The sequence below is a fragment of the Peribacillus sp. V2I11 genome (genome assembly GCF_030817135.1).
Taxonomy (GTDB): domain Bacteria; phylum Bacillota; class Bacilli; order Bacillales; family DSM-1321; genus Peribacillus; species Peribacillus simplex.
In genome coordinates, this window is sequence record NZ_JAUSYW010000001.1 from 2,187,388 (window position 1) to 2,199,257 (window position 11,870).

General features: G+C 41.2%; 20 protein-coding genes and 1 pseudogene. All 21 read right to left on the reverse strand.

What is annotated here, in order from left to right; all coding sequences use genetic code 11:
• Positions 1-11 precede the first annotated feature (11 nt).
• On the reverse strand, positions 12-809 hold the full coding sequence (locus tag QFZ73_RS10445; protein WP_251436444.1) for an energy-coupling factor transporter transmembrane component T family protein: 798 nt from the start codon (positions 807-809) through the stop codon (positions 12-14).
• Entirely contained in the window at positions 809-1,675 is an 867-nt protein-coding gene (locus QFZ73_RS10450; RefSeq protein WP_251436446.1) for an energy-coupling factor ABC transporter ATP-binding protein, read from the reverse strand. The genes QFZ73_RS10445 and QFZ73_RS10450 overlap by 1 nt, the downstream gene beginning before the upstream one ends.
• Positions 1,651-2,490, reverse strand: coding sequence for an energy-coupling factor ABC transporter ATP-binding protein (locus QFZ73_RS10455; protein ID WP_251436485.1), 840 nt, complete (start codon positions 2,488-2,490; stop codon positions 1,651-1,653). Before QFZ73_RS10455 ends, QFZ73_RS10450 begins: the two co-directional genes overlap by 25 nt.
• A gap of 367 nt (positions 2,491-2,857) precedes the next feature.
• On the reverse strand, positions 2,858-3,220 hold the full coding sequence (gene rplQ / locus QFZ73_RS10460) for a 50S ribosomal protein L17 (RefSeq protein ID WP_034304973.1): 363 nt from the start codon (positions 3,218-3,220) through the stop codon (positions 2,858-2,860).
• Between the two features lie 83 nt (positions 3,221-3,303).
• Complete coding sequence (locus tag QFZ73_RS10465; protein WP_034304976.1) at positions 3,304-4,248, reverse strand: DNA-directed RNA polymerase subunit alpha; 945 nt, start codon at positions 4,246-4,248, stop codon at positions 3,304-3,306.
• Between the two features lie 177 nt (positions 4,249-4,425).
• The gene (rpsK, locus tag QFZ73_RS10470) at positions 4,426-4,815 is read right to left on the reverse strand and encodes a 30S ribosomal protein S11 (protein ID WP_028390438.1); all 390 of its coding nucleotides are present in this window, start codon (positions 4,813-4,815) and stop codon (positions 4,426-4,428) included.
• A 22-nt stretch (positions 4,816-4,837) separates the two neighbouring features.
• Positions 4,838-5,203, reverse strand: coding sequence for a 30S ribosomal protein S13 (rpsM, locus tag QFZ73_RS10475; RefSeq protein ID WP_034304978.1), 366 nt, complete (start codon positions 5,201-5,203; stop codon positions 4,838-4,840).
• A 22-nt stretch (positions 5,204-5,225) separates the two neighbouring features.
• Positions 5,226-5,339 (reverse strand): 50S ribosomal protein L36, encoded by a 114-nt coding sequence (rpmJ, locus tag QFZ73_RS10480; protein ID WP_003156543.1) that lies wholly within the window; start codon positions 5,337-5,339, stop codon positions 5,226-5,228.
• Positions 5,340-5,379: 40 nt separating this feature from the next.
• On the reverse strand, positions 5,380-5,598 hold the full coding sequence (infA, locus tag QFZ73_RS10485) for a translation initiation factor IF-1 (RefSeq protein ID WP_028390440.1): 219 nt from the start codon (positions 5,596-5,598) through the stop codon (positions 5,380-5,382).
• A gap of 42 nt (positions 5,599-5,640) precedes the next feature.
• Positions 5,641-5,993 (reverse strand): annotated as a pseudogene (locus tag QFZ73_RS10490) (M24 family metallopeptidase); the annotation flags it as partial.
• A gap of 168 nt (positions 5,994-6,161) precedes the next feature.
• Complete coding sequence (locus tag QFZ73_RS10495) at positions 6,162-6,815, reverse strand: adenylate kinase (RefSeq protein WP_307265896.1); 654 nt, start codon at positions 6,813-6,815, stop codon at positions 6,162-6,164.
• Between the two features lie 58 nt (positions 6,816-6,873).
• A complete protein-coding gene (secY, locus tag QFZ73_RS10500) occupies positions 6,874-8,169 on the reverse strand; it encodes a preprotein translocase subunit SecY (protein WP_057276478.1) in 1,296 nt (431 codons plus the stop codon).
• Positions 8,169-8,609 carry a 50S ribosomal protein L15 gene (rplO, locus tag QFZ73_RS10505; RefSeq protein WP_034304982.1) on the reverse strand — a complete coding sequence of 147 codons (441 nt, stop codon included), beginning with the start codon at positions 8,607-8,609 and terminating at the stop codon, positions 8,169-8,171. Before rplO ends, secY begins: the two co-directional genes overlap by 1 nt.
• 32 nt (positions 8,610-8,641) lie before the next feature.
• A complete protein-coding gene (gene rpmD, locus QFZ73_RS10510; RefSeq protein ID WP_034304984.1) occupies positions 8,642-8,824 on the reverse strand; it encodes a 50S ribosomal protein L30 in 183 nt (60 codons plus the stop codon).
• 16 nt (positions 8,825-8,840) lie between these two features.
• Positions 8,841-9,341 carry a 30S ribosomal protein S5 gene (gene rpsE, locus QFZ73_RS10515; RefSeq protein ID WP_034304987.1) on the reverse strand — a complete coding sequence of 167 codons (501 nt, stop codon included), beginning with the start codon at positions 9,339-9,341 and terminating at the stop codon, positions 8,841-8,843.
• 22 nt (positions 9,342-9,363) lie between these two features.
• Positions 9,364-9,726 carry a 50S ribosomal protein L18 gene (gene rplR / locus QFZ73_RS10520; RefSeq protein ID WP_053349055.1) on the reverse strand — a complete coding sequence of 121 codons (363 nt, stop codon included), beginning with the start codon at positions 9,724-9,726 and terminating at the stop codon, positions 9,364-9,366.
• 32 nt (positions 9,727-9,758) lie between these two features.
• Complete coding sequence (gene rplF, locus QFZ73_RS10525) at positions 9,759-10,295, reverse strand: 50S ribosomal protein L6 (protein WP_251436452.1); 537 nt, start codon at positions 10,293-10,295, stop codon at positions 9,759-9,761.
• A gap of 30 nt (positions 10,296-10,325) precedes the next feature.
• Complete coding sequence (gene rpsH / locus QFZ73_RS10530; RefSeq protein ID WP_034304995.1) at positions 10,326-10,724, reverse strand: 30S ribosomal protein S8; 399 nt, start codon at positions 10,722-10,724, stop codon at positions 10,326-10,328.
• A gap of 30 nt (positions 10,725-10,754) precedes the next feature.
• Entirely contained in the window at positions 10,755-10,940 is a 186-nt protein-coding gene (locus QFZ73_RS10535; RefSeq protein WP_034304998.1) for a type Z 30S ribosomal protein S14, read from the reverse strand.
• A gap of 25 nt (positions 10,941-10,965) precedes the next feature.
• Positions 10,966-11,505 carry a 50S ribosomal protein L5 gene (gene rplE, locus QFZ73_RS10540; RefSeq protein ID WP_063235797.1) on the reverse strand — a complete coding sequence of 180 codons (540 nt, stop codon included), beginning with the start codon at positions 11,503-11,505 and terminating at the stop codon, positions 10,966-10,968.
• A 29-nt stretch (positions 11,506-11,534) separates the two neighbouring features.
• Positions 11,535-11,846 (reverse strand): 50S ribosomal protein L24, encoded by a 312-nt coding sequence (rplX, locus tag QFZ73_RS10545; protein ID WP_034305002.1) that lies wholly within the window; start codon positions 11,844-11,846, stop codon positions 11,535-11,537.
• Positions 11,847-11,870 lie beyond the last annotated feature (24 nt).

The following is an 11,870-nucleotide window of genomic DNA, read 5'->3' on the forward strand; positions in this document are numbered from 1 at the left end:
TCTCTTCCTTATTATGAACGTAATAAAAATAACATGACCGTTAGAACACCTAATGAGACCATCAAAAGGCTATCACTCGTCTTCCAGTCCAATTTGCGATATTTCGTGCGGCCTTCCCCGCCACGGTACCCTCTAGACTCCATGGCAGTTGCCAATTCTTCCGCCCGTTTGAACGAACTAACAAATAAAGGAACAAGCAGCGGTACAATCGATTTAACCCTGTCCTTTATCGGGCCAGATGAAAAGTCAACGCCCCTTGCAGTTTGGGCCTTCATGATTTTTTCCGTTTCCTCCATTAGCGTTGGAATGAATCGAAGGGCAATGGACATCATCAATGCCAGTTCGTGTACAGGCATTTTCCACTTTTTCAAGGGCCCCAACAGCTCTTCCATGCCATCTGTAATGGATATCGGTGAAGTCGTCAAAGTTAACAGTGACGTAACAAGGATTAGTAAAGTAAATCTAACGGATATGAAAAGACCTTGAATCAGCCCGCCTTCATAGATTTCAAACCAACCATATTCAAAAAGCAATTCCCCTTCTTTCGTAAACAATATATGGAGAAGGAATGTAAATACGATCAAGAAAAAGATTGGTTTTAACCCATTATAAATATAGCGAAGCGGTATTTTGGAAAGACTGATCAATAGGATGGTGAATACAGCAAGCAAACCGTAAGAAACGACATTATTCGCCAAAAAGACGACACAAACAAACAGGAACACGAGGAGCAATTTAGCCCTTGGGTCCATCTTGTGCATCAGTGAATTTGCAGGGACATAACGCCCGATAATCATTTTATCCAGCATCAGCGGTTCCCCCGTTTCATGGCTTTATCTATTTCTATCGCTAAATCACCGATATTAAGACATGGATGATCAAATCGGACACCAAGTTCCTTCTGGAGCTTTAGCTGAAAACGGACCGTATCAGGAACATCCAGGCCAAGCTCCATTAATTGTTCCGGCTCTGAGAAAATTTCCTGGGGGGTTCCCTTTTTGAAAACCGTACCCTTATGCATGATAATGATGTCATCCGCATACTTGGCTGCATCCTCCATGCTATGTGTCACCAGAATCGTTGAAATGCCCCTTGCTTTATGCAAATCATAAAACATATCCATGATTTCTTTGCGTCCTCGCGGATCCAGTCCCGCTGTGGGCTCATCAAGTACCAATACTTCCGGCTCCATGGCAAGTACCCCAGCGATGGCAACCCGTCGCATTTGTCCGCCGGATAAGTCGAATGGGGATTTTTCAAGAATTTCCTCATTCAATCCGACTTGCGCGATGGCTTTCCTGGCCAGTTTCTTAGCATCGATTTCAGAAACGCCAAAATTCATGGGTCCGAAACATATATCCTTTTCAACCGTTTCATCAAATAGCTGATGTTCCGGAAACTGAAAAACAATCCCGACCTTTTGTCTAATTGGCCGCAACGCCTTCTCTTTTCTTCCGGCCTCAATCGTCCGATCCCCAATGAAGACCCGACCCTTCGTCGGTTTTAATAGAGCATTCAAATGCTGCAGTAGCGTGGATTTCCCGGACCCTGTATGCCCGATGATTGCGGTATAGGTTCCCGGCTCCATTGAAATATTGACATCATGAAGGGCTAGATGTTCAAAAGGAGTATTCACCTGATAGCGGTATTCTACATCATCGAGTGTAATTCGCATAAATCCTTCACCAACTCTTCCTCTGTCAAATGCCCATCAACTACACGAACACCATTTTTTTGTAACTCCTTGGTTAGTTTCACTGAAAAGGGAATATCCAGACCAAGAGCAATCAATTCTTCCTCTAACTCAAAAATATCCTGAGGCGGTCCTTCACGATATAACCGACCTTGGTTCATGACTATCATTCGATCAGCTTTCGCAGCTTCCTCAAGATCATGGGTGATTGATATGACAGTAATCTCGTTTTCCTGCTTTAATTCCCTAACTGTTTCAAGCACTTCTTCACGGCCTCTTGGGTCAAGCATGGAGGTTGCTTCATCTAAGATGATTATGTCTGGCTGCAGGGCTATTACACCTGCTATGGCCACTCTTTGCTTTTGACCGCCGGATAGATGGTGCGGCTCTTGATTAAGAAAGGCATTCATTTTAACCTTATTTAACGCACCATGAACACGCTCCACCATAACCTGCTGAGAAACACCGGCGTTTTCTAAACCAAAAGCCACATCATCCTGAACTGTAGTGCCTACAAATTGATTATCTGGGTTTTGAAAAACCATGCCAATTCTCTGGCGTACATCCCAAACGGATTCTTCTGTCAAAAGTTGATCATTAATAGTGATGGTACCTGAGTTAGCGAACTGAAGACCATTCAATAACTTCGCTAATGTCGACTTGCCAGAACCATTATGCCCGACAATCGCAAGCCACTCCCCCTGATGAATATCAAAAGAAACATCATCCAAGGCGTTTCGAGACTGACCCTCATATTTAAAAACAATATTATTTAAAGAAACCAGCTTCTTCACTATGTGGCCCTCCTCGTCCTCGACTGCACTCGTCTAATCTAAACTCTGCTCAATCAATGTGAATATAGTAGTTTTTCCTTCTGAAAATATAAAAAAACGCTGCACCCCTTCCACCGAAAGAATTTTCGGTAAATTAAGAGCAGCTAACAGCGGGCCTGTTACGAAAAACAGGTTATCTTATAATCGCTTATCAAAAGCGGGAAGGGATGCTTGAGCTAGACGTGAAGGCTCCCTGCATAATACAGGTTCCGCCAGCCATCGTAACACTCAATGCGAATTTCTAAATGACGGAATTTCTATTTTAAAAAAAGAAAAAGGGCATAGAACAAGTGAGTATATTCATTTGTCCCGCCCTTTTTCATCGTTGTTATTAAACTAACTCAATAACCACGACTGGTGCACCGTCACCGCGGCGTGGACCAACTTTCATGATACGAGTGTATCCACCTTGACGTTCTTCATAACGTGGAGCCACGTCACTGAATAGTTTTTGAAGGGCATCTGTGCCATTCTCAGCGTCAGCGATTTCGTTACGGATGAAAGATGCAGCTTGACGGCGTGCATGCAAGTCACCACGTTTACCAAGAGTGATCATTTTATCTACTACAGAACGTAATTCTTTAGCACGTGCTTCAGTAGTTTCAATGCGCTCATGGATAATAAGATCCGTAGCTAAATCACGAAGTAATGCTTTACGTTGTGCGCTAGTGCGTCCTAACTTTCTGTAACCCATTAGAGATTCCCTCCTTTGTTGAAGTTCTATATTGTGTGTCTAAAACAAGGCTCACAACATAATGGATTGATTCCGCCATGTTATCAGTCGTCTTTACGAAGACCTAAGCCTAATTCTTCTAGTTTCGCTTTCACTTCTTCAAGTGATTTACGACCTAGATTACGTACTTTCATCATATCTTCTTCCGTTTTATGAGCTAGCTCTTGAACGGTATTGATTCCAGCACGTTTCAAGCAGTTGTAAGAACGAACAGAAAGGTCTAATTCTTCGATCGTCATCTCAAGAACTTTTTCTTTTTGATCTTCTTCTTTTTCAACCATGATTTCAGCATTTTGAGCTTCATCGGTTAAACCAACAAAGATATTTAAATGCTCTGTTAAAATCTTAGCTCCAAGTGCTACCGCTTCTTGCGGACCAGTACTGCCATCAGTCCAAACATCGAACGTTAACTTGTCAAAGTTAGACAACTGTCCAACACGTGTATTTTCAACTTGGAAAGATACGCGTGAAACTGGAGTGTAAAGAGCATCGATTGGAATTACACCAATTGGCTGGTCTTCTCTCTTGTTTTGAACAGCAGGAGTGTAGCCGCGGCCGCGACGTGCAGATAAACGCATACGCATATGACCGTTTTTACCAATTGTAGCAATATATAAATCCGGATTAAGAATTTCTACATCACTATCATGAGTGATATCAGCAGCCGTGATGACTCCGTCACCTTGAACGTCAATTTCCAGCGTCTTCTCTTCATCAGAGTAAATCTTAAGAGCTAGTTTTTTCACATTAAGAATGATAGATGTTACATCTTCCACGACGCCTTCAATTGTTGAGAACTCATGTAGCACTCCATCAATTTGTATAGCTGTGACAGCAGCACCTGGGAGTGAGGATAAAAGGATACGACGTAAGGAGTTACCCAATGTAGTACCATACCCACGCTCTAGTGGCTCTACGACGAATTTACCGTATTTGGTATCGTCGTTGATTTCAACCGTTTCGATTTTTGGTTTTTCTATTTCGATCATCAATAAACCCTCCTTCAAAACGTCAAAACCCCGGCAAGTAAACGAATTCACTTAAACCGAAATTCCCCATGTATACGTTCCCGCTGTGCGCAACAACTGAAAATTAATCCTCTGTAAGAACGCAAACTCAGTATTATATCCCATTATTGACAGGAATACAAAATCTATACAGAAAAATTAAACACGGCGACGTTTTGGTGGACGGCATCCGTTATGTGGAACTGGAGTTACATCTTTAATTGCAGTTACTTCTAGGCCAGCAGCTTGAAGTGCACGAATAGCAGCCTCACGTCCAGCACCAGGTCCTTTAACTGTAACTTCAAGAGTTTTCATACCATGTTCAATTGATGTTTTAGCAGCTGTTTCAGCAGCCATTTGTGCAGCGAATGGAGTGGATTTACGAGATCCACGGAATCCTAGAGCTCCAGCACTTGACCAAGAAATAGCATTACCATGAGAGTCAGTGATCGTAACGATAGTGTTATTGAATGTTGAACGAATATGTGCAATACCAGTTTCTATATTCTTTTTCACACGACGTTTACGTGTATTAGTTTTACGTGCCATGAAAAGTAACCTCCTTTACTAATTATTTTTTCTTGTTAGCTACAGTACGACGAGGTCCTTTACGCGTACGAGCATTGTTTTTTGTATTTTGACCGCGAACAGGAAGACCACGACGGTGACGTAAACCACGGTAAGAACCGATTTCCATTAAACGTTTGATGTTTAGGGAGATTTCACGACGAAGGTCGCCTTCTACTTTAAGCTTGTCAATGATATCACGAATTTTGTTCAATTCGTCTTCCGTTAAGTCACGAACGCGAGTTTCTTCAGAAACGCCTGCTTCTGCAAGAATCTTGATCGCTGTTTGTTTTCCAATACCATATATATATGTTAATGAGATAACAATACGTTTGTCACGGGGAATATCTACTCCAGCAATACGTGCCATGCTTGAGTGCACCTCCTTCTATTTAGCCTTGTTTTTGTTTATGTTTAGGGTTTTCGCAAATAACCATAACTTTACCTTTTCTGCGGATAACTTTACACTTTTCGCAGATTGGTTTGACTGATGGTCTGACTTTCATTGCTATCTAACCTCCTTATACAGATCGGAGCGTAACCGGATTATTTGAACCGGTATGTGATTCTGCCGCGAGTTAGATCATACGGGGAAAGCTCAACCGTAACTTTATCTCCAGGCAAAATGCGAATAAAGTGCATACGAATTTTACCGGATACATGAGCTAAAACAGTATGACCATTTTCTAATTCTACCTTAAACATTGCATTTGGCAAAGTCTCTTGTACTGTGCCTTCTACTTCAATTACATCATCTTTCGCCATTAAAGTGATTCTCCCTTCTCTATGCGTGAACCTATTAAAGGTGCACATCTTTCCGTCAACATTACTACAGTCCAATTATCCTCATAAGTCTTACAATTCTGCATCAAGTATTCACCATTTTGTAGAACCAGGCTTTAACTGAGGACCTTTATCAGTTGGACCGAAATGAGGATTTTATGGGTCCTCATGTAAGTCTTGACCGATTCCGTGACCGACATACTCTCGAAATAGAGAAGCAATTAGTCTCGACATAGGTTTGAATAGCATGGGAGATGTTTGAAAGGCGCACGCCTGACATAGCTTCTTTCAACCCTCTATATCACGACTCTTTAGGAATCCCAATAGAGTCACTGCATTTCTTCATCAATTTTGCCGACCGGATATGTCCATGAAGATCACTTAAAAAGTAATCGCCCAATTCAGGGAATACCAAGTACAAGAACCTGATTAATAAATGTGCGAATGCTCGCGAAATCCATTATACCCTTTGTATTATAGGAATGCACCAAGTTTAACTAGTAAGTTATAAAAATGGTATGAATTTCATAAATCAATACGAATGATTAATTTTGTAAAGCACCAAGAAACACATCGATATCTTCAAATACCTTATCAATATCTTGCTGTCCGTTAATGTTGACCAAGTATCCTTTGTCTCCATAGAAATCAAGAAGTGGCTTGGTTTGTTTCAAATTCACATCTAAGCGATTTTGAACCGTTTCTGCATTATCGTCGGCACGTTGATATAATTCTCCGCCGCAGCGGTCGCATACAACATCATTAGCAGGAGGATTGAATACAAGATGGTATGTCGCACCACATGATTTGCAAATACGACGTCCTGTCAATCTTTCCATTAAGATGCTTTTATCAACATCGATATTAATGACAAAATTCATTTTGCGATCTAAATCAGTAAGAATGCTTTCAAGTGCCTCTGCCTGTGCCACAGTACGTGGAAATCCATCAAGCAAAAATCCTTTTAGGCAGTCTTCCTTGCTTAAACGTTCACGTACGATGCCAATGGTAACTTCATCAGGTACCAATTCGCCTTTGTCCATGAATGATTTCGCCTTTAGACCTAATTCTGTTCCATCTTTGATAGCTGTTCGGAACATATCTCCAGTAGAGATATGAGGGATATTATATTTTTCTACGATTTGTTCAGCTTGAGTGCCCTTACCAGCACCCGGCAGACCCATTAACACTAGATTCAATTTTCTTCCCCCTCAAACTCTATAATGGGTAAAGGGAACAAGCCGTTCCCAAAACTCATTACTTTATAAAGCCTTTATAGTGTCTCTTCACAAGTTGTGATTCCAGCTGCTTCATCGTATCAAGGGCAACCCCCACCACGATCAGCAAACTGGTACCACCAATCTGTGCAGATTGAGGTAGATCAGCAAGCTTAATGAAAAATACCGGTAAAACGGCAATGATGGCTAAAAATATAGAGCCTACAAACGTCAAACGGTATAAAACACGTGTTAAATATTCTTGTGTACTCTTACCTGGACGAATCCCCGGCACATAGCCACCTTGCTTTTTCAAATTCTCAGCCATTTGTTCAGGGTTAACCTGAATGAATGCATAAAAATACGCAAAAGCAATGATAAGAGCAACATAAATGATCATACCAATTGGCTTGGTGTAATCAAGATTTGTTGATATCCAACTAGTCACGCTGTTCTTTCCAAAGAAAGAAGCGATTGTAGTGGGAGTAATGATAAATGCCATTGCAAAGATTACCGGAATAACCCCCGCAGCATTTACTTTCAATGGTAAATGAGTAGACTGGCCACCCATTTGTGTACGACCTACCGCAGCACGTTTCGCATACTGAATAGGAATTTTTCGTAATGCCTGCTGAATGAAGATAACAGCAACCACGATTGCTAATACTGCTAAAACAATGAGGATAATCGTTATGATTCGTAAGAATAATTGATCACCGGCATTTTCAAATTGTTGGGCGTAAATCTGATTTGCCGTATTTGGCAAACTAGCTACGATACCAGCAAAGATTATGATGGAAATCCCATTACCCACACCCTTAGCAGTGATCAGCTCCCCTAACCACAAAAGAAAAGCTGTTCCTGCCGTTAAGACAGTCGCAATAAGCAAGTATGTTGCAATTCCAGGATTTTCAATCAACTGGCCACCTGACATATTATTGAACCCATAAGACATACCAACCGCTTGGATAAATCCTAGGATAATGGTGAAGTAACGAGTGAATTGAGCTAATTTACGGCGCCCTGCTTCTCCTTGTTTAGACCATTCAGTGAACTTAGGAACAACATCCATCTGTAACAGCTGAACGATGATGGATGCCGTGATGTACGGCATGATACCCATCGCTAATATGGAAAAGTTTTGCAGTGCTCCGCCGCCAAAGGTATTTAAAAGACCGATGACGCTCAGCTGGTCCTGTTCAGCGAGAAAATCGGCATTCACATGCGGTACAGGTATAAATGTACCGATGCGATAGACGATTAACATTAGAAGGGTAAAAATAATCTTATTCCTTATTTCACCCACGCGCATAAAATTGGAGATCGTGCGAAACATTAGATCACCTCTGTATTACCGCCAGCAGCTTCGATAGCTTCTTTAGCAGTAGACGAGAATTTGTGAGCTTTAACAGTAAGCTTTTTCTCAATGCTTCCTTTTGCAAGAATTTTGATTCCTGCTTTTTCTTTACTTACAACTCCAGTCTCAAGTAAAAGAGCTGGTGTTACTTCAGTACCGTCTTCGAAAAGATTTAACGTATCAAGGTTTACGATAGCATAGTCTTTACGGTTGATGTTGGTAAATCCACGTTTAGGTAAACGTCTGAATAGAGGAGTTTGTCCCCCTTCAAATCCAAGACGCACACCGCCGCCGGAGCGAGCGTTTTGTCCTTTGTGTCCTTTACCTGCTGTTTTACCGTTACCAGATCCAATACCGCGACCTTTACGTTTACGTTCTTTACGAGAACCTTCTGCAGCTTTTAACTCATGAAGTTTCATGTTGGCACCTCCTTGTTAAGTTAAAAATTATTTTATTGTTCTTTTACAGTAACAAGATGAGCAACTTTGGTAATCATACCGCGAATCGCAGGGTTATCTTCTTGAACAACCGTTTGATGCATTTTGCGTAAACCCAAAGTGTTAACTGTAACACGTTGATCTTCAGGACGACCAATCAAGCTGCGAGTGAGGGTGATTTCTAATTTATTAGCCATAATTCGATTTCCCTCCTTATCCTAACAGTTCTTGTACTGATTTTCCACGTAACTTAGCTACGTCTTCAGCACGTTTCAATTGCTTCAATCCTTCAATTGTTGCGCGAACCATATTAATAGGTGTATTAGTACCTAGTGATTTAGACAAGATATCGCTAACTCCGCCTAATTCAAGTACCGCACGAACAGGACCACCAGCAATTACTCCTGTACCTTCAGAAGCTGGTTTCAATAGAATGTGACCTGCGCCATAGCGACCGTTCACAAGGTGAGGAATAGTAGTACCAACCATTGGTACAGTAATTAGATTTTTCTTAGCATCCTCAATAGCTTTACGGATAGCATCCGGAACTTCTTGAGCTTTACCAGTACCAAATCCAACATGACCATTTTTATCACCAACAACAACTAGTGCAGTGAAACGGAAACGACGTCCGCCTTTAACAACTTTAGCTACACGATTTACTGTAACTACGCGTTCTTCAAGTTCTAATTTATTAGGATCAATGCTACGCATCTGTTATGTCCCTCCTTATCCATTAAAATTCTAAGCCGTTTTCACGAGCAGCGTCAGCCAATGCTTTAACACGACCATGGAAGAGGTAACCACCGCGGTCAAATACCACAGCTTTGAAACCTTTTTCAACAGCACGTTTCGCAATAAGTTCGCCAACTTTTTGAGCTGCTTCAGCATTGCTACTAGCTTCGATACCGATCTCTTTATCAAGAGTTGAAGCACTTGCTAATGTTACGCCTTTTGCATCGTCAATTAATTGTGCGTAAATGTGTTTGTTTGAACGAAACACATTTAAACGAGGACGAGCTTCTGTTCCAGAAAGCTTAGCACGTACACGCGCATGTCTTTTCTGACGAGTAGCATTTTTATCAAGCTTCGTAATCATTTACGTCACTCCTTTCGTTTACTTATGCGGCATTACTTACCAGTTTTACCTTCTTTACGACGAACGAATTCGCCTTCGTAACGGATACCTTTACCTTTATACGGTTCAGGTGGGCGAACATCACGGATATTAGCTGCTAGAGCTCCTACACGTTCTTTGTTTGCACCTTTGATGATTACTTTTGTATTAGAAGGAACTTCGACTTCAACGCCAGCTTCTGGCTCTATTTCTACAGGGTGGGAATATCCTACGTTAAGGACAAGCTTGTTACCTTGCTTTTGTGCACGGTACCCAACCCCAATAAGTTCAAGTGATTTTACGAATCCTGTTGATACACCTTCAACCATGTTAGAGATAAGTGCGCGAGTAGTACCGTGTAAAGAACGGTGAGCCTTCTCGTCAGACGGACGTGTAACAGTTAACACGTTCTCTTCAACAACGATTGAAAGGTCAGGATTGAATGATCTAGTTAATTCACCTTTAGGTCCTTTAACAGTTACTTCACTTCCAGTAACAGTAACTGTGACGCCTGCAGGAATTTCAATAGGTTTTTTACCTATACGAGACATAATGTGCACCTCCATTCTTGTGAAAATGTATTACCAAACGTATGCTAAAACTTCTCCGCCAACTTGTTTAGAGCGAGCTTCCTTGTCTGTTAAAACTCCGTGAGAAGTAGAAACAATTGCGATACCTAAACCGTTAAGAACGCGTGGTACCTCTCCAGTTTTTGCATATACACGCAAACCAGGTTTGCTGATACGTTTTAGACCAGTTATAACACGTTCGTTGTTTGCACCGTATTTTAAGAAGATACGGATGATACCTTGTTTGTTGTCTTCGATTAATTCAAAGTCACGTACGAAGCCTTCACTTTTTAAGATCTCAGCAATTTCCTTTTTGATCTTTGAAGCAGGAACTTCCAGTTTTTCGTGACGAACCATATTCGCATTACGGATGCGAGTAAGCATATCTGCAATAGGATCTGTCATGACCATTATATTTTACCTCCTTCCCAAACTCGGGTTTTACCAGCTAGCTTTTTTAACGCCAGGAATTTGTCCTTTATATGCAAGTTCGCGGAAACAAATACGACAAAGTTTAAATTTACGTAATACAGAATGTGGACGTCCGCAACGTTCGCAACGTGTATATTCTTGTACTTTAAACTTCTGTTCGCGTTTTTGCTTTACGATCATAGACTTTTTAGCCACGATTTCGCCTCCCTTTATTTAGAGATTACTTTTGGAACGGCATTCCAACTTGAGTAAGTAGTTCACGAGCTTCTTCGTCAGTGTTAGCAGTCGTTACGATAACGATGTCCATACCACGAACTTTGCTCACTTTATCGTAATCAATCTCAGGGAAGATAAGTTGTTCTTTAACGCCTAATGTATAGTTCCCACGTCCGTCAAAGGATTTCTTTGAAACGCCGCGGAAATCACGTACACGCGGTAAAGATACAGATACTAGCTTATCAAGGAATTGATACATACGCTCTCCACGTAATGTAACTTTCGCTCCGATAGGCATACCTTCACGCAAACGGAAGCCTGCGATTGATTTTTTTGCTTTTGTTATAACTGGTTTTTGACCAGTGATCAATGTAAGTTCTTCAACAGCTGTATCTAAAGCTTTCGAGTTAGATACTGCGTCACCCACACCCATGTTAATAACGATTTTCTCAATGTTTGGTACTTGCATTACTGATTGATAGTTGAATTTACCCATCAATGACGGTGTAATTTCACTTTTTAATTTTTCTTTAAGGCGGCTCATTGCTTAGTGTACCTCCCTTCATTTATGACTTATTTATCTAAAGATTCACCTGATATTTTAGCTACGCGTACTTTTTTACCATTTTCGATCTTATATCCTACACGAGTCGGTTTACCTGATTTAGGATCAAGTGGCATTACATTGGATACGTGAATAGCAGCTTCTTTGCTGATAATTCCACCTTGTGGATTAAGTTGAGATGGCTTGGAATGCTTTTTCACGATGTTAATTCCTTCAACAAGCACACGATTTTGTTTCGGATATGCAGAAAGAATTGTTCCTTGTTTGCCTTTGTCCTTACCAGAGATGACTACGACTTTGTCACCTTTTTTAACATGCATTAGCTTGGCACCTCCTTGAAAGGC